At 59.5% G+C, this 16,362-nt stretch carries 16 protein-coding genes; 8 read left to right on the forward strand and 8 right to left on the reverse strand.

Annotated elements, in window-relative coordinates; all coding sequences use genetic code 11:
• Positions 1-207 precede the first annotated feature (207 nt).
• Genes AMM41_RS02795 through AMM41_RS02820 form a run of 6 tightly spaced genes read right to left on the reverse strand, consistent with a single transcriptional unit; the run spans position 208 to position 6,876 of the window.
• Positions 208-1,377, reverse strand: a complete 1,170-nt coding sequence (locus AMM41_RS02795; RefSeq protein ID WP_089952837.1) for an ABC transporter substrate-binding protein — start codon at positions 1,375-1,377, stop codon at positions 208-210.
• A gap of 32 nt (positions 1,378-1,409) precedes the next feature.
• Positions 1,410-3,266, reverse strand: a complete 1,857-nt coding sequence (locus tag AMM41_RS02800) for an AMP-dependent synthetase/ligase (RefSeq protein ID WP_089952839.1) — start codon at positions 3,264-3,266, stop codon at positions 1,410-1,412.
• Positions 3,267-3,269: 3 nt separating this feature from the next.
• Positions 3,270-4,088: an ABC transporter ATP-binding protein gene (locus AMM41_RS02805; RefSeq protein WP_089952841.1), complete on the reverse strand. Its 819-nt coding sequence runs from the start codon at positions 4,086-4,088 to the stop codon at positions 3,270-3,272.
• Complete coding sequence (locus AMM41_RS02810; protein ID WP_089952844.1) at positions 4,085-4,918, reverse strand: ABC transporter ATP-binding protein; 834 nt, start codon at positions 4,916-4,918, stop codon at positions 4,085-4,087. Before AMM41_RS02810 ends, AMM41_RS02805 begins: the two co-directional genes overlap by 4 nt.
• Positions 4,915-5,991 (reverse strand): branched-chain amino acid ABC transporter permease, encoded by a 1,077-nt coding sequence (locus AMM41_RS02815; protein WP_089952846.1) that lies wholly within the window; start codon positions 5,989-5,991, stop codon positions 4,915-4,917. The genes AMM41_RS02810 and AMM41_RS02815 overlap by 4 nt, the downstream gene beginning before the upstream one ends.
• 9 nt (positions 5,992-6,000) lie before the next feature.
• On the reverse strand, positions 6,001-6,876 hold the full coding sequence (locus tag AMM41_RS02820; RefSeq protein WP_062407557.1) for a branched-chain amino acid ABC transporter permease: 876 nt from the start codon (positions 6,874-6,876) through the stop codon (positions 6,001-6,003).
• Positions 6,877-7,045: 169 nt separating this feature from the next.
• Between AMM41_RS02820 and AMM41_RS02825 the strand changes: the two genes are divergently transcribed.
• Both AMM41_RS02825 and AMM41_RS02830 read left to right on the forward strand, forming a co-directional pair.
• The gene (locus AMM41_RS02825; RefSeq protein WP_089952847.1) at positions 7,046-8,437 is read left to right on the forward strand and encodes an acyclic terpene utilization AtuA family protein; all 1,392 of its coding nucleotides are present in this window, start codon (positions 7,046-7,048) and stop codon (positions 8,435-8,437) included.
• Positions 8,434-8,841: an AtuA-related protein gene (locus AMM41_RS02830; RefSeq protein WP_089952849.1), complete on the forward strand. Its 408-nt coding sequence runs from the start codon at positions 8,434-8,436 to the stop codon at positions 8,839-8,841. Before AMM41_RS02825 ends, AMM41_RS02830 begins: the two co-directional genes overlap by 4 nt.
• A gap of 155 nt (positions 8,842-8,996) precedes the next feature.
• Here AMM41_RS02830 and pcaF read toward each other — a convergent pair whose 3' ends face one another.
• Entirely contained in the window at positions 8,997-10,199 is a 1,203-nt protein-coding gene (gene pcaF / locus AMM41_RS02835) for a 3-oxoadipyl-CoA thiolase (protein WP_089952851.1), read from the reverse strand.
• Between the two features lie 117 nt (positions 10,200-10,316).
• On the opposite strand from pcaF, the gene AMM41_RS02840 reads away from it, so the two are divergent.
• A complete protein-coding gene (locus tag AMM41_RS02840) occupies positions 10,317-10,751 on the forward strand; it encodes a DUF1841 family protein (protein ID WP_194944606.1) in 435 nt (144 codons plus the stop codon).
• Positions 10,752-10,834: 83 nt separating this feature from the next.
• Here the strand turns inward: AMM41_RS02840 and AMM41_RS02845 are convergent, their stop codons facing one another.
• Positions 10,835-11,494 (reverse strand): c-type cytochrome, encoded by a 660-nt coding sequence (locus AMM41_RS02845; protein ID WP_089952855.1) that lies wholly within the window; start codon positions 11,492-11,494, stop codon positions 10,835-10,837.
• A gap of 106 nt (positions 11,495-11,600) precedes the next feature.
• Here AMM41_RS02845 and AMM41_RS02850 point away from each other — a divergent pair, with 106 nt between their 5' ends.
• Genes AMM41_RS02850 through AMM41_RS02870 form a run of 5 tightly spaced genes read left to right on the forward strand, consistent with a single transcriptional unit; the run spans position 11,601 to position 16,360 of the window.
• Complete coding sequence (locus tag AMM41_RS02850) at positions 11,601-12,443, forward strand: AAA family ATPase (protein ID WP_089952857.1); 843 nt, start codon at positions 11,601-11,603, stop codon at positions 12,441-12,443.
• A gap of 10 nt (positions 12,444-12,453) precedes the next feature.
• Positions 12,454-12,693, forward strand: coding sequence for a hypothetical protein (locus AMM41_RS02855; RefSeq protein ID WP_089952859.1), 240 nt, complete (start codon positions 12,454-12,456; stop codon positions 12,691-12,693).
• Entirely contained in the window at positions 12,690-13,301 is a 612-nt protein-coding gene (locus AMM41_RS02860; RefSeq protein ID WP_089952862.1) for a GNAT family N-acetyltransferase, read from the forward strand. The genes AMM41_RS02855 and AMM41_RS02860 overlap by 4 nt, the downstream gene beginning before the upstream one ends.
• A 15-nt stretch (positions 13,302-13,316) precedes the next feature.
• On the forward strand, positions 13,317-14,501 hold the full coding sequence (locus AMM41_RS02865; RefSeq protein WP_089952864.1) for a vWA domain-containing protein: 1,185 nt from the start codon (positions 13,317-13,319) through the stop codon (positions 14,499-14,501).
• Between the two features lie 29 nt (positions 14,502-14,530).
• A complete protein-coding gene (locus AMM41_RS02870) occupies positions 14,531-16,360 on the forward strand; it encodes an autotransporter assembly complex protein TamA (protein ID WP_194944588.1) in 1,830 nt (609 codons plus the stop codon).
• Positions 16,361-16,362: the final 2 nt, after the last annotated feature.

Here is a 16,362-nt window from a genome sequence, read left to right on the forward strand (position 1 = left end):
ACTGGCCCCTTTTACAGGGTTTGGTTATTGTCAGAGCAGGTGGGCTTTTTGATCGAGTGTGCTGCACAAACGCCGCTGGCATCTGCGGGTGGTGTACAAACGGCGTCGCTCCAAGGCAGGCGTATCCAGGCACCGATTGTTCACAAAAAAACCGCCAGGCGCTTGCGAGCGCTGGCGGTTTTTGTCATGCAGCGATCGCTGCAGGCTTTACTTCTTGTCGCTGAAGTAGCCCGAGGTCACTTTCCAGCGGCCGTCGGTGATCTGCGACATGCGCGAGGCATTGCTGCCCAAACGCTTGGTGGCGGTGAAGGTCATCTCGCCTGTGCCGAAAATATCGGGTGGGATCACCATGGTGTCCATGGCCTTGATGATGCTTTCGGTGGTCACGTTGGCACCCGACTTTTCAATGGCGCGCATGAACGAGTCGATGGCGTTGTAGCCGTAAACCGAGAACACGGTGGGATCTTCGTTGAACTTGGTCTTGTACTTGTTGGCCCAGAAACGGATGGGCTGTGCCGCCTCGTCCAGGTAGGGGTGCTGGGTCGACATGGTGGCGTAGAAACCATTCATGGCGGGGCCACCGAGCTTGTGGATCAGGTCGGTGTAGGCTGCGCTTGAACCCAGGAAGGTCGGGTTGAAGCCCAAGCGGCGAGCCGTGGCAATGCCGCCAATGGTTTCACGGATGATGGTGCCCATGACCACGAAGTCGCACTTGGACGAGGCCAGCTTTTGCATCTGGGAGGCAAAGTCGGTCGCGCCGCGTTTGTAGGTAGTGACTTCGGCGAACTGCATGCCCATGGTCTTCAGACCTGCTTCGGCACCACGGAAAACTTCCAGACCGAATTCATCATCCTGGTGCATGGCACAGATTTGCTTGGCGTTCTTTTCCTTCACCAGAATCGGCACACCCAAACGCATCTGGTCGTAGTAGGTGGCAGCAAACGAATACTTGAGCTTGTGGAAGGGCTCGTACATTTCGCGCGCGGCCGTGACGGGGAAGAAGTTGATCACGTTCTTTTGGAACTGCACAGGCATCGCGGCCATGTTTTGCGCCGTGCCGATGTGGCCAATCATGGCAAAAATCTTGTCCTGGTTGACCAGCTTTTGCGCGGCCAGCACGGCGCGGCGGGGGTCATAGGCCGAGTCTTCGACCAGCAGCTTGAACTTGCGGCCATTGATGCCGCCTTGCTCGTTGGCCTCGTCCACGCGCAGCATCATGCCCAGGCGCACCTGCTTGCCAAAGCCGGCCAGTGGGCCCGACAAATCCTGGATGGAGCCGAGCGTGATTTCGGTTTTGGACACGCCTTGCGTCTGGGCCATGGCCGCGCCAGCGGTCAAGGCCATCGCAGCGGCGACGAGGCTGAGTTTGAGTTTCATGTTGCAGGTCTCCTGTGGGTGATGGGTAAAAATCAGCGGTACATCGCATCGATCTGGGGCGCGTATTTGTTCTCGACCAGTTTGCGCTTGAGCTTCATGGTCGGGGTCAGTTCTTCGTCTTCGGCCGTCAGTTGGGTGTCGAGCAGCCAGAATTTCTTGATCTGCTCCACGCGGGCAAACTTCTTGTTGACGCGGTCCACTTCGGCTTGGATCAAACCCTGCACTTCGGCGCTGTGCGTCAAGCTGGCGTAGTTGGAGAAGGGCACGTCATTGTCCTGCGCGTATTTCTCCACGTTTTCCTGGTCGATCATGATGATCACGGTCAAATAAGGTCGCTTGTCGCCAATCACCACCGCGTCGGTGACGTAGGGCGAGAATTTCAGTTCATTTTCCAGCTCGCTCGGGGTGATGTTCTTGCCCCCGGCTGTGATGATGATGTCTTTCATCCGGTCCGTGATGCGGAAAAACCCTTCCTCGTCCACCACGCCCACGTCGCCCGTGTGCAGCCAGCCGTCGGCATCGATGGTCTCGGCGGTTTTTTCGGGCAGGTTCAGGTAACCCATGAACACGTTGGGGCCACGCACCAAAATCTCGCTGGTGACCGGGTCCAGACGCATTTCGTTGTACTCGGCCGCTGGGCCGATCGAGCCGGGTTTGATGCGGTCAGCGGGCACGCCCGTGGCGGCACCGCAGGTCTCGGTCATGCCCCAGACTTCGAGCATGGGCAAGCCCAGCGCCAAATACCAGCGCACCAAATCGGGGGAAATCGGGGCTGCACCCGTGACCAAGAATCGCGCGCGGTGGATGCCGATCATCTTGCGCACATTGTTGAGGGCCAACAAACGCGCCACATGAAAGCGCAGCTTGAGGCTGGTGGGCACCGGCTTTTTCGCCAACACCAAATCGGCCACCTGCTGGCCCACGCCAATCGACCAGCCGTACACCGCTTGCTGCAAGCCGCCCGCTTCTTTCAGCGCGATCATCACGCCCGAATAGAACTTTTCCCACACACGGGGCACGGCGGTGAACACGGTGGGCGCGATTTCGCGCACGTTTTCGGGCACCGTCTCGGGGTTTTCGACAAAGTTGAGTTTGGCCCCGGTGTACATCGAGAAGTACTCGCCGCCCATGCGCTCGGCGATGTGGCACAGCGGCAAGAAGCACATGCATTCGTCACGCTCGTCGCGGGCGATCAAAGTGTTGTAGCCGCGCACGGTGTAGACCAGCCCGTGGTGGCTGTGCATGCCGCCCTTGGGCTTGCCGGTGGTGCCCGAGGTGTAGACCAAGATGGCCAAATCTTCCGGTTTGCAGGCAGCGCTGCGCTGCGTGAGCATGTCGGGGTGCTGCTGGGCATGTTCGCGGCCCAAGGCTTGCAGCTGTTTGAGGCTGATGACCATGGGGTCATGGAAGTCGCGCAAACCGTCCATGTCGAACACCACGATCTTTTGCAACAAAGGCAAGGTGTCGCGCACGGCCAGGGCCTTGTCGAGCTGCTCGTCGTCTTCGACAAACAGCACGCGGGTGCCCGAGTCTTCACACAGGTAGTGCACCTGCTCGGCCGCGTCGGTCGGGTAAATGCCGTTGGACACGCCACCGGCACTGAGCACGGCCAGGTCGCACAGCACCCATTCGATGTTGGTGTTGGACAAGATGGAGGCGGTGTGCCGAGCCTCAAAACCCAGCGCCATCAGGCCGTGGCCGATTTCGCGCACGGCTTGCGCGGTCTCATTCCAGGTCCAGCTGCGCCAGATGCCCAGGTCTTTTTGGCGCATCCAAACATTCGGCCCGCGTGCGGCCACCGCGTTCCAGAAAATGGCGGGGATGGTCTCGCCCACCATGACGACATTTTTTTGCGGCGCGATGCCGGAGGTGTCCCAGAGTTGGCTCATGTCTTATCTCCAGGTTTTCTTCTTTTTCCAGCGGCGGTCAGCGCGCACGCCTTCTTCCTTCATGCCCAAGTAGAACTCCTTGATGTCGTCCTTTTCACGCAAGCGGGCGCAGCTGTCTTCCATGACGATGCGACCGTTTTCCAGCACATAGCCGTAGTCCGAGGCATTGAGCGCCATGTTGGCGTTTTGCTCCACCAGCAAGATGGTGGTGCCGCGCTCGCGGTTGATGCGCACCACGATCTCAAAGATTTCCTTCGTCAACTTGGGACTCAGGCCCAAGCTGGGCTCGTCCAGCAAGATCAAATCGGGGTTGGCCATGAGGGCGCGGCTGATGGCCAGCATCTGCTGCTGTCCGCCCGAGAGCAAACCCGCGTCTTGCGCAGCCCGCTCGCGCAGAATGGGGAAGTAGTTGTAAACGGCTTCCATGTCTCGGGCCACGCCATCGCGGTCCTTGCGGGTGAAGGCCCCCATGAGCAGGTTGTCGCGAATCGACAGCAGCGGGAACACCTCGCGGCCTTCGGGCACATGCATCAGGCCGCGCTGCACGATGATGGCCGGGTCTTGCGCGGTGATGCTCTGGCCTTTGAACTCGATCGAGCCCTTGCGCGGGTCGATGATGCCGCTGATGGTTTTGAGGATGGTGGTCTTGCCCGCGCCATTGGAGCCAAGCACGGTGGCGATTTCGCCTTGGCGCACCTGCAGGCTCACGCCACGGATGGCCTTGATCGGGCCGTAGGCGCTCTCCACGTTGAGCAGCTTGAGCATCACGTTGTCAGAAACGGGCTCAGCGGCCGCGTTCAGAATGGGGTTGGCTGCGCTCATGCGGCACCTCCGGGCACATAGTTTTCGCGGCGCAGGCTGGACACATCGTCCACCGAGCCCAAATAGGCCTCGATCACACCCGGGTCGCTTTGCACCTGGCTGGGCGTGCCGGTGGCCAGTTCTTCGCCCTGGCTCATGGCCAACACGCGGTCGGACACTTTGGACACCAGGCTCATGTCGTGCTCGACCATGAGCACGGTGATGCCCAGCTCGTTTTTGATGTCCGAAATCCAGAACGCCATGTCTTCGGTTTCTTCGACATTCAGGCCTGACGACGGCTCGTCGAGCAAGAGCAATTTCGGCTCGGTGCACAAGGCCCGCGCCAACTCGACCACTTTGCGCACGCCGTACGGCAGGCCAGCCACCATCGAGTCGCGGTGGTGTTGCAGGTCCAGAAAATCAATCACTTCCTCGACTTTTTCACGCGCCTCGATCTCGGCCGCGCGGGTTTTGCTGCTGAAGAACATCTCGCTCCAGACGCCTGTCTTGCGGTGTGTGTGGCGGCCAATCAGCAGGTTTTGCAGCACGGTGGCGTGCTCGAACAATTCAATGTTCTGAAACGTGCGGGCAATGCCCAAGCCTGCAATCTGGTGCGGCTGCTGGTCGGTCAGGCGCAGCGTGCCTTGTGGCCCAGCGTAGTCGATCACGCCCGTGGTGGGCGTGTAGATGCGGCTGATCAGGTTGAAGACGGTGGTCTTGCCTGCGCCGTTGGGGCCGATCAGGGTGAAGACCTCGCCGCGCTTGACGTCGAAGCTGACCTTGTTCACGGCCAGCACACCGCCAAAGCGCACGCTCAGTTCTTGTGCGGATAAAAGAATGTCTGCGTTCATTTCAGGCGGTCCGATTTCTGGAACGATTTCTGGCGCTTGAACAGGCCACGGCGGTAAAACGGGAACAACTGGAACCAGGTGCGTACCTTGAGCCAGCGCCCATACAGGCCCATGGGCTCGAACAACACAAAGGCGATCAGAACCATGCCGTAGACCGTGCCCTGCAAACCGGCAGCACCACCAATCGCGGCTGGCAAAAAGTCCTTGCCCAAGGAAATCAGCTGCGGCATGACGATCAGGAAAATCGCACCCAAAAAGGCCCCGTGGATTGAGCCCAGGCCACCGATCACCACCATCAAGAGCAAGTCAATCGACTGGATGATGCTGAACTGCTCGGGCGAGAGGAACTGGATTTTGTGGGCGTACAAAGCGCCGCCAATGCCCGCCAGTGCAGCTGACAAGGCAAATGACAAGGTCTTGTAACGCGCCAGGTGGATGCCCATGCTTTGCGCCGAAATTTCGGAGTCACGGATGGCCACAAAAGCGCGGCCCGTGGACGAGCGCAGCAGGTTGACGATGGCCAGCGTGGCGCCCACCGTCACCACCAGGCAAAGGAAGTAAAACTCTTCGGTGCTGTCCAGTGTCCAGCCGCCCAGCTTGGGGTAGCTGACCATCAGGCCCGCATTGCCGCCCGTGACGCTTTCCCAGCGGGCCATGCCCTCTTCAACAATAAAGCCGAAAGCCAGTGTGGCCATGCCCAGGTAAATGCCTTTGACGCGCAGCGCAGGCAGGCCCACGATCACGCCCGCCATGGCCGAGAACACGCCCGCACACACCAGCGCCAGCGGAAACGGCACCCCGGCATTGACCATGACAGCCTGGGTGTAAGCTCCCACGCCCAAAAACGCGGCGTGACCCAGCGAGAACAGACCCGTGAAACCCGCCAGCAGCATCAGACCCAGGCCCACCACCGCGTAGATCAGCACAAAGGTCAGCTGCGCCAGCCAGTACTCGGGCACGGCCCAGGGTGCCACCACCAAAAAGATGGCGAGCAAGCTGTACCAGAACACATGGCCGCCGTGTTTGGCCAGGGTGATGTCCTGGTTGTATTCGGTTTTGAAGATGAAACGCATGCCGGAGCCTCAGACTTTCTTGCGCAGTTGCTCGCCGAACAAGCCATTGGGCTTGAGCACCAGCATGAGCAACACCACGATGTAGGGCGCGATGTCCTTGAAACCTTCGGGCAGATAAAAGCCCGAGAGCGACTCGACGATGCCAATCACCAGACCGCCCACGATGGCACCGGGCAAACTGCCAAAGCCCCCCACCACCGCAGCCGGAAAAGCTTTGAGGCCAATGAAGCCCATGTTGGCGTGCACAAAAGTGATGGGTGCCAAGAGCAGACCGGCCACCGCCGCCACACCGGCCGCCAAGCCCCAGACCAGACCATTGATACGTTTGACCGGGATGCCCATGTAATAAGCGGCCAACTGGTTTTGCGAGGCCGCCTGCATGGCGATGCCCAGCTTGCTGTACTTGAACATGGCAAACAGGCCCAGGCACAAGATGCCGGTGGCGCCGATCACCACCATTTGCTCGGCCGCGATCACCAAGCCACCCAGGCGCAACACCTCACCCGCATAGGGCACGGGCATGGTGTGGGTGTCGGTGCCCACGTCGGGGATCATGGTGATCAGGCCGCGCAGCACATAGCCCACACCAATGGTCAGCATGACGATGGAAAAAGCCGGTTGTCCGAGGATGGGGCGAATGACCAGGCGCTCGACCAAGACACCAAAAATGCCCATGGCCACGATGGCTGCGGGCACCGCAATCCAAAAGGGAAAGCCCAGCAGCGTCATGGCAGCCAGGCCCGAAAAAGCCCCCACCATCATCAGGTCGCCCTGGGCAAAGCTCACCGTTTCGGTGGCCTTGTAAATCAGCACGAAACCCAGGGCAATGAGTCCGTAAATACAGCCCTGGGCCACACCGCTGATCAGCAGTTGCAGCAATTGCACGCCTGTCTCCTCTTGGTTCTGTCTGGCCATGTTCACGCGCTGATTGGACACTCTTGAAGTGCCGAAAAAGCATTTGCGAACGATCGTGCGATTGTGCATGTCTTACACGAGACTTTCCCTAGGGGTTGTCCCCCATTCGAACTCACACACAAGGCTTCAATATCCCTTCATGACAAATGCCATACGCATCGGATCCGGGCTCGGGTTCTACGGGGACAACTGGGAGCCCGTGGTCGCCAGTATCGAACGCGGCCAGGTGCAATTCATCGCCAGTGACCACCTGGCCGAATTGACGCTGGCCATCTTGCAAAAAGACCGACAACGCGACCCCACACTGGGTTACGCCCGCGATGTGTTGCCCATGCTTTTGCGCCTGTGGCCCCTGATGCAGCCGCGTGGTGTGCGCTTCGTTTGCAACGCGGGCGGCCTCAACCCCATGGGCGCGGCGCAGGCGGTGCAAAAAGCCTTGGCCGCCGCAGGCTGGCACCCGCGCATTGCGGTGGTGAGCGGCGACGATGTGCTGGCCCAACTGCAAGCACCCAGCGAAGGCTTTGACCACATGATGAACGGCGCCGACGTGGCCAGCGTGCGCGAGCGGCTGGTGTTTGGCAATGCCTATTTGGGCGCACAACCCATCGTGGACGCACTGGACCAAGGGGCCGACATTGTGATCACCGGGCGCGTGGCCGATGCCGCGCTGTTTCTGGGGCCGCTGGTGCACGCGCTGGGCTGGAAGCTCGCCGATGCGGCCACCCCTGAAGACTTTCACCGACTGGCGCAGGGCCTGACGGTGGGGCATTTGCTCGAATGCTCTGGCCAAGGCAGCGGCGGCAACTTTGGCAGCCAAGGCAGCTGGCAAAACATCCCGGACTTGGCGCACATTGGCTACCCGATTGCCGAGGTCTGGCCGGACGGTACGGCTTTCATCACCAAAGCACCCGATACGGGTGGCCTGGTCAACTTTGACACCGTGCGCCAACAACTGCTGTACGAGGTGCACAACCCGCATGCGTATTTTTCGCCCGATGTGGTGCTCGACATGGGTCAGATTCAGTTGCACGACGAGGGCCAGCACCGCGTGCGCTTGACCGGGGCCCAGGGCAGCGCCCCCACCGATCAGCTCAAAGTGGTGGCCGGTTTTCAGGACGGCTTCAAGGCCGAGGTCAGCTGGGGCTTTTCATGGCCCGATGCGTGGGACAAGGTGCAGGCAGCCGAGGCCATGGTCCGCAGCCAACTCAAAGAGCGCCAAATGCCTTTTGACGAGCTGTTTGTGGAATACCCGGGGCTGAATTCGGCGCACGGCCCACTGGCACCTTTGCCGCCAGCGGCCGAGTTAAACGAGCGCGCCGAGATCTGGGTGCGCATTGTGCTTCGCACCCGCTCCAAAGCCGTGGCCGATGGCTTTGGCCGATTGTTCCCCTGGATGGCGTTGAGTGGCCCGGCTTACACCTGCGGCTTTCAAGGCATGAACAGCGCCAGCGCCTTGCTGGGCATTTGGCCCACCTTGATTGCGCGTGACCGTGTTCAAGCCCGTGTTGAGATTCTGGAGCCCGGCGCATGACCTCACCCCTTGTGAAAATTCCCTTGGCCCGCATCGCCCACGCCCGCAGCGGCGACAAAGCCGACTGGGTGGACTTTGGCCTGTTTGCCTGGAACGAGGCGGGCTATCGCCTCTTGGAACGCGAAGTCACGGCCGCCAAAGTGCAGGCCCACTTTGCGCCATGGCTACCGGGCCAAGTGGACGCCTGGCCTTTGCCCAACATTTTGGCCATGAAGTTCGTTCTGCACGGCGCTTTGCAAGGCGGCGGTGCACGCAACCTGCGCCTCGACAACCTGGGCAAAGCCATGGGCGCGGCGCTGCTGCGCCTTGAAATCGAAGTCAGTGCCGAGGAGCTTGAGCAGGCAGAAAAAAGCCCCCGAAGGGGCTGGTGGCAAAACGGCAACCCATCAACGAGCACCATGTAATTTGAGCGTGGCCGGTCAGACAGCTTTCTTGTAGGTCGGACCTTCAGGTCCAACAGCCACTCTCTCGCGAGGCGACATTTTCAAACGGCAACTGCCCACCACGCTTCATGTCGGACCTGAAGGTGCCGACCTACGAACTGCGAGCTAAACGAGGATCACACCCGCTCGATGATCAACGCAATGCCTTGGCCCACGCCGATGCACATGGTGCACAGTGCGTAGCGGCCAGCGGTTTGCTGCAGGCGGTTGATGGCGGTGGTGGCCAAGCGGGCACCCGAAGCACCCAGCGGGTGACCCAAGGCAATCGCGCCGCCCCAGGCGTTCACGCGGGCGTCGTCGTCTTTGAGGCCCAGCATGCGCATCACGGCCAGACCTTGCGCTGCAAAGGCTTCGTTCAGCTCGATCACGTCCATGTGGTCGATGGTCAAACCCGTTTGGGCCAGCACTTTGAGCGTGGCGGGCGCAGGGCCAATGCCCATCACGCGTGGGGCCACACCGGCCGTGGCCATGCCCACGATGCGGGCTTTGGGGGTCAGGCCGTTTTTGGCAGCGGTGGCTTCGTCGGCCAGCAACAAAGCGCAAGCGCCGTCGTTCACACCCGAGGCGTTGCCTGCGGTCACGGTGCCGTCCGGGCGCACCACGCCTTTGAGTTTGGCCAGCGCTTCGAGGCTGGTTTCACGCGGGTGTTCGTCGGTGTCGACGATGATCGCGTCACCCTTTTTCTGGGGAATGCTCACGCCCACAATCTCGCGAGCCAGATGACCTGCCTTGATGGCGGCCACAGCGCGCAGTTGGCTGTTGTAGGCCATCAGGTCTTGCGCTTCGCGCTCGATCTTGTAGTCGGTGGCCACGTTCTCGGCGGTCTCTGGCATGGAGTCCACGCCGTACTGGGCTTTCATCAGCTTGTTGATGAAGCGCCAGCCAATGGTGGTGTCGTACACCGCGTTGTTGCGGCTGAAGGCCGTTTCGGCCTTGGGCATCACAAACGGGGCGCGGCTCATGCTTTCCACACCACCGGCGATCATCAAACCGGCTTCGCCGGCCTTGATGGCGCGGGCGGCGGTGCCAATGGCGTCCAGACCCGAGCCGCACAGGCGGTTGATGGTGGCACCGGGCACGTCAATCGGCAAACCCGCCAGCAAGCTGGCCATGTGGGCCACGTTGCGGTTGTCTTCACCCGCCTGGTTGGCGCAGCCGTACAGCACGTCGGTCACTGCGGCCCAGTCCACGTTGGGGTTGCGGGCCATCAAGGCACGCAGGGGCACTGCACCCAGGTCGTCGGTGCGCACGCTGCTCAGGGCACCGCCATAGCGGCCAAAGGGGGTACGGATCGCGTCGCAAATAAAGGCTTGATTCATGTTTGTCTCTGGAAGGTGATGGAAGTGTCTGCGTTTAACATGCAGTATTGTGCTGACTTTCAGATTTTATGTCATTAACCGACCGATCGGTCGGTTTTACTGCTTTTTTGAACCATGTTGATTCAACCTTCTCAAGCCGATGTCCGGCGCTTTTTTTGTGGTGTTTACGCCAAAGCCCGCACGACTGCAACGCTCGAACCCATGGAAATGCTGGTCAGCCAGTGGATCGATGAGCACCCCGAATACCATGCCGAACTCGCCGACGTCGATGCCGCCCTGGCCAACATGCTGAGCGACGACCCGAACCGGACCAACCCGTTTTTGCACCTCTCAATGCACCTGTCGATCAGCGAACAATCCAGCATCGACCAACCCCGGGGTATCCGGCAGGCCGTGGAATTGCTGACGCATCGGCTCAACTCGCTGCACGACGCGCACCACCGGGCCATGGAATGCCTCGGAAGCATGATCTTTGAAAGTCAGCGCTCAGGCCGCATGCCAGACGGCGAGTCCTACATCGCCTGTGTGCAGCGCAACGCCACCCAAGACTGAGGCCAGGGCCCACGAACCCAGGCGAACAGACAACAAAAAACCCGCAGCAGCGGGTTTTTTGTTGGGTATCAGGTTCAGACAGTTCAGCGGAATTTGGACTGCGGCACCACTTTCATGTCGCCTTCCAAAGAACCAATGTATGAGGCCATGGCTTTGAGTTCTGCATTGGAGAACTGCTTGGCAATGCCGCCCATCACACCATTGTTGCGGCCCCATGTGGCCTGGTTTTCAACCTTGTAGGACTTGAGCGCCACAAACAGAAAATCTTTGTGCTGGCCTGCAATTTTGGGGTAGCTCGGGTCAATGGGCTTGGCGAAGTTGTCACCGTGGCAAGAAATGCAGGCACCTTTTTGCAACAAAGCAGCGACTTTGGCATCGGGCGCCTTGGGTGCCTTGGTCACAGGCTCGGTTTTGCCATGCAATTCATAGTAGGCACCCAGATCGGCCATGTCCTGGTCTGTCAAAGTGTCGGCAATGCCGCGCATGGTGGGGTGCTTGCGCTCGCCTTTTTTGTAGGCATTGAGCGCGGAAACGATGTACTTGGCGTTTTGACCAGAAATCATCGGAACGCGATAGACCTCAGGAAAGCTGGCTTGGTAGCCTTGAATACCGTGGCAGCCAATGCACATGGCAATTTTTTGCTCTGCAGCTTTGGCATCGCCCTTGATTTCCTGGGCATGGGCGGAAACGGCGGTCACAGAAGCGACAGCCAAGGCAAACATCGAGGTCAACAGCTTGTTCATTTTGCTCACACAATCCAAATGATTGATAAAAATCAACTGCGGATTATATCGGGCTGGCCCTCATAATCCTGACAAGCTTCATTCCTGTTTTTGAGAACTGTCCACCATGAAATTCCAAGGTACCGAAAACTACGTCGCCACACCCGACCTGATGCTGGCGGTGAACGCCGCCATCACCCTCAAACGCCCCCTTTTGGTCAAAGGTGAGCCTGGGACTGGCAAAACCATGTTGGCCGAAGAAGTGGCCGAGGCCTTGGGTTTGCCCCTGCTGCAGTGGCACATCAAATCCACCACCAAGGCCCAGCAAGGCCTGTACGAATACGACGCCGTGAGCCGTCTGCGTGACAGCCAACTGGGTGAAGAAAAGGTCAAGGACATCGAGAACTACATCATCAAGGGTGTTCTGTGGCAGGCCTTCACCTCCGAGACGCCTGTGGCCATCCTGATCGACGAGATCGACAAGGCCGACATCGAGTTCCCGAACGATCTGCTGCGTGAGATCGACCGCATGGAGTTTTATTGCTACGAGACACGCCAATTGATCAAGGCCAAGACCCGCCCGCTGGTCTTCATCACTTCGAACAACGAAAAAGAGCTGCCTGACGCCTTCTTGCGCCGCTGCTTCTTCCACTACATCAAGTTCCCCGAAGCGGACACCATGCGCCAGATCGTGGATGTGCACTTCCCCACGCTCAAAAAAGACCTGCTGGCCCTGGCCCTCAAGACTTTTTACGACGTGCGCAACTTGCCCGGTTTGAAGAAAAAGCCATCAACCAGCGAACTGCTCGATTGGCTCAAGCTGCTGGTGGCCGAAGACATTCCACTCGAAGCCCTGCAAAGCGCAGACCAAAAATTGTCAGTGCCTCCGCTGGTGGGTGCCTTGCTCAAAAACGAGCAGGACGTGACCTTGTTTGAAAAGCTGGTCTTCATGAACCAGCGCAACCGTTGAACGAGATCCCATGACCACTCCCAACCCTTTCATGGAAGGCATCTCGGACGCTGTTGGTTTTGTCGGCGGTGCTTTGGCCGGTTACTGGGCAGGCCAATGGTTGGGGCTGAATATTTTCAGCGCCGGTTACGACAACGCCAGCATTGGCGGCATTTTGCTGGTGGGCTTAGGCGGTGGAGCGGGTTTGCACTTGGCCCGCTATTGGCGCGGCAAACAAAAAGCCAAACACCACGACAGCGACCCATCATGAATCCTTGGACCTCACCCATCAGTCTCTCGGCTCGGCACGTGCAGCTTGTGCAACTGTCGCACGCACACCATGACGCCCTGGTGGAAGCCGTGCGCGACGGTGAGCTGTGGAACCACTGGTACACCGCCATCCCCACACCCGAAGGCATGGCGGCTGAAATCAGCCGCCGCCTGGACTTGCAGGCCAAGGGCAGCATGTGCCCGTTTGCCGTCATCGACCCGGCCACTGGCCAGGCCGTGGGCATGACCACTTACATGAACATCGACGCGGCCAACCGCCGGGTCGAAATCGGCTCGACCTGGTACCGCCAAAGCGTGCAGCGCAGCCCGCTCAACACGGAGGCCAAGCGCCTGCTGCTGGCTCACGCTTTTGAGCAACTGAACTGCATCGCGGTGGAGTTCCGCACGCATTTTTTCAACCAACAAAGCCGCCGCGCCATCGAGCGTTTGGGTGCCAAACTGGACGGCGTGCTGCGCAGCCACCAGATCAACCCGCACCCTTTGGGCGCTGGCGCACTGCGCGACACCTGCGTTTACAGCATCATTGCCAGTGAATGGCCCAATGTGAAAACGCACTTGGACTACCAACTCGCACGCCTGCGAGCCTGAGGACAGAAAGACGTCATGCTGATCGATTTTTTCTACACCCTTCGCGCTGCCAAATTGCCTGTGTCTGTGCGCGAATACCTGACGCTGCTCGAAGCACTGCAGGCCAATGTGGTGGGCCCGGCGTCTGATGCCTGCAGCATCGACGATTTTTACCACCTGGCCCGCACCGTGATGGTCAAGGACGAAAAGCACTTCGACAAGTTCGACAAGGCTTTCGGCGCTTACTTCAAGGGCGTGGAGATGCTGACCGACTTCACCAAGGACGTGCCGCTCGACTGGCTGGAAAAAATCCTGCAAAAGGAACTCACGCCCGAGCAAAAAGCCGCCATCGAGAAGATGGGCTGGGACGAGTTGATGGAGACCCTCAAGAAGCGCCTCGAAGAACAAAAGGAACGCCACGAGGGCGGCAACAAGTGGATCGGCACCGGCGGCACCTCGCCCTTTGGCAACGGCGGCTACAACCCACAAGGCATCCGCATCGGCGGCAAGGGCGGCAACAAAAGCGCGGTCAAGGTCTGGGACCAGCGGGCCTACAAAGACTATGACGACAGCCAAGAGCTGGGTACGCGCAACATCAAAGTGGCGCTGCGCCGCCTGCGCCGCTTTGCGCGTGAAGGCTCGGTGGAAGAACTCGATCTGGACGGTACCATCCGCAAAACCGCGGCCAACGCGGGTTACCTCGACATCTTGATGCGGCCAGAGCGCCACAACAATGTGAAAGTGCTGCTGCTCATGGACGTGGGCGGCACCATGGACGAACACATTGCCCGCGTCGAAGAAATGTTCTCGGCCGTCAAGGCCGAGTTCAAGCACCTGGATTTTTATTACTTCCACAACTGCGTCTATGACTTCATGTGGAAGAACAACAAGCGCCGTTACGCCGAGAAGTTTCCAACCTGGGACATCTTGCGCAAGTACAACAAGGACTACAAGCTGATTTTCATTGGGGACGCCACCATGAGCCCCTATGAGATTTTGCAAAAAGGCGGCAGCGTTGAATACAACAACGAAGAAGCCGGGGCCGAATGGCTGCAACGCCTGACCCACACTTTCCCCAAGTTCGCCTGGATCAACCCCGAGCCGCAAGGCGTGTGGCAATACCGCCAAAGCATCTCCATCATCCAGCAGCTGATGAGCAACCGCATGTTTCCACTGACCCTCAAGGGCCTGGAAGATGCGATGCGCATGCTGAGCAAATGAAACGGCCAGCGTTGCTGGCCATCTTTTCAATGACCCCACGAGGTGGCCAGGCCTTTGGGCCGCGCAAGACAGGCCTCAGTCGTGCCGCCTGCACCTTGCTGTTTGGCCTGACATTGGCCACAGCCTGCGTGGCCGACACGCCACCCTCTCCTTCCCCCCCAGCCTTTGATTTGGTGGTGAGTACCGAAGACAAAAGCATCCGCCTTTGGCTGGAGCAACATTTGGCCTTGCAACGCTATGCCAGTCTGAATGACTTGGATGACACCGAGTTGTCCCGTTTGCTCCTGGATGCCGATGTGCAGGTGCGTGACTTGCTGGCGACTTTGGGTTTTTTCAACCCGCAAATCGCCTGGACACAAACACCTGCAGAAGGTGCCACAGCGGCCAGACGGGTGCACTTGTCCGTGGTCACAGGTCCCGTTGCCCGCATCGCCCAAGTGCAGTGGCAGTGGCAAGGCGATATTGCTCAAAACGAGCAAGCCTTGACACAAAAACAAGAGATCGTTCAAGGATGGACTTTGCCTGAAGGGGAGCCCTTTACACAGGCCGACTGGACCCGTGCCAAAACGCAGGCACTGCGCCAACTGTTGGCCCAACGCTACCCATGGGGCCGCATGGTGGGCAGTCAGGCCTTGGTGGATGCCACCAGCAACCAAGTCCAGCTGAGCCTGAGTTTCGATTCAGGGCCCTCGGTTTTGTTGGGGCCAACGAACATCAGCGGCACAGCACACTATGGCAGCGAACAGGTCCAACGATTGGCCCGCTTGCCCCTGGGCACCCTCTACAGCCAGAGCGCATTGCTCGAAGCGCAGCAGCGCTTGGTGACCAGCGGTTTCTATGACTCGGTGTTTGTCAGTCTTGACTCGGAAGGGCCTGCGCAAGCGGCCCCGGTGAAAATTGAACTGAAAGAGGCCATGCGACAAAAATGGGTCTTGGGTGTGGGCGTGCGAAGTGACAGTGGTGCACGCCTCACCGCGGAACACACCCACCACCAAGTTCCGGGTCTGGGCTGGCGCTCGGTCAGCAAATTGGCTTGGGACAAGCAGCTGCAAAGCGCAGGCCTGGACCTGTTGGCCCCCCCCGACAGCAGCCTTTGGCGTTGGAACACCTCACTCAAACTGGAGCAAGAAAAACTGACCGGTTTTCTGGTCAACAGCCAGCGCTGGCGTGCGGGTCGCACCCAATTGGGTGAGCGCATCGACCGCTCGTACTATGCCCAATACGATGCGGCAGAAATCAATCTAGATGGACTTGGGGGACAACAAGAGTCCATCAGCGGCAATTACGCCTGGACTTGGCGCAACTTTGACAGCCTGCCTTTTCCCAATCAGGGGCTGGGCTGGGGCGTTGAGTTGGGGGCTGGTTTCACCTTGGGCAACCAAAAAATTCCCTACGTTCGCTGGTTGTCCAAGGGATTGTTTTTGCAGCCCTTGGGGGACAAGGCGGGGCGCTTGTCGTTGAGGGCCGAACTGGGCGGTGTGGTGAGCAAGAACTCCAACGAGTTGCCATCGACCCAGCTGTTTTTGGCCGGTGGTGACCACAGTGTGCGGGGCTATGCGCCTGGCAGCATTGGCATCGAACAGGCCAATGGTTTGGTGCTGGCCGGTCGCTACTTGGCCACGGGCAGTCTGGAGTGGCAAAGGCCCATCACGGTGAATCACCAACGCAGCGAATGGGAGAGCGCTGTGTTTATCGATGCGGGCACCGTGACCAATGCCACCCAGCAGCTCAAAGCCCGAGTGGGCATGGGCGTGGGGGCCCGCTGGCGCAGCCCGGTGGGGCCTGTTCGCATTGATTTGGCTTATGGTCAATCCGTGCACAAACTGCGCTTGCACATGAATGTGGGATTCACATTTTGACG

Origin of the sequence: Limnohabitans sp. 2KL-3, assembly GCF_001269405.1 — a bacterium.
Lineage (GTDB): Bacteria > Pseudomonadota > Gammaproteobacteria > Burkholderiales > Burkholderiaceae_C > Limnohabitans_A.

Coding starts and splice junctions, on each gene's coding strand:
- AMM41_RS02795 (WP_089952837.1), bottom strand. CDS start 1,377: ATGAAACTCAAACTCAGCCTCGTCGCCGCTGCGATGGCCTTGACCGCT.
- AMM41_RS02800 (WP_089952839.1), bottom strand. CDS start 3,266: ATGAGCCAACTCTGGGACACCTCCGGCATCGCGCCGCAAAAAAATGTC.
- AMM41_RS02805 (WP_089952841.1), bottom strand. CDS start 4,088: ATGAGCGCAGCCAACCCCATTCTGAACGCGGCCGCTGAGCCCGTTTCT.
- AMM41_RS02810 (WP_089952844.1), bottom strand. CDS start 4,918: ATGAACGCAGACATTCTTTTATCCGCACAAGAACTGAGCGTGCGCTTT.
- AMM41_RS02815 (WP_089952846.1), bottom strand. CDS start 5,991: ATGCGTTTCATCTTCAAAACCGAATACAACCAGGACATCACCCTGGCC.
- AMM41_RS02825 (WP_089952847.1), top strand. CDS start 7,046: ATGACAAATGCCATACGCATCGGATCCGGGCTCGGGTTCTACGGGGAC.
- AMM41_RS02830 (WP_089952849.1), top strand. CDS start 8,434: ATGACCTCACCCCTTGTGAAAATTCCCTTGGCCCGCATCGCCCACGCC.
- pcaF (WP_089952851.1), bottom strand. CDS start 10,199: ATGAATCAAGCCTTTATTTGCGACGCGATCCGTACCCCCTTTGGCCGC.
- AMM41_RS02845 (WP_089952855.1), bottom strand. CDS start 11,494: ATGAACAAGCTGTTGACCTCGATGTTTGCCTTGGCTGTCGCTTCTGTG.
- AMM41_RS02850 (WP_089952857.1), top strand. CDS start 11,601: ATGAAATTCCAAGGTACCGAAAACTACGTCGCCACACCCGACCTGATG.
- AMM41_RS02855 (WP_089952859.1), top strand. CDS start 12,454: ATGACCACTCCCAACCCTTTCATGGAAGGCATCTCGGACGCTGTTGGT.
- AMM41_RS02860 (WP_089952862.1), top strand. CDS start 12,690: ATGAATCCTTGGACCTCACCCATCAGTCTCTCGGCTCGGCACGTGCAG.
- AMM41_RS02865 (WP_089952864.1), top strand. CDS start 13,317: ATGCTGATCGATTTTTTCTACACCCTTCGCGCTGCCAAATTGCCTGTG.
- AMM41_RS02870 (WP_194944588.1), top strand. CDS start 14,531: ATGACCCCACGAGGTGGCCAGGCCTTTGGGCCGCGCAAGACAGGCCTC.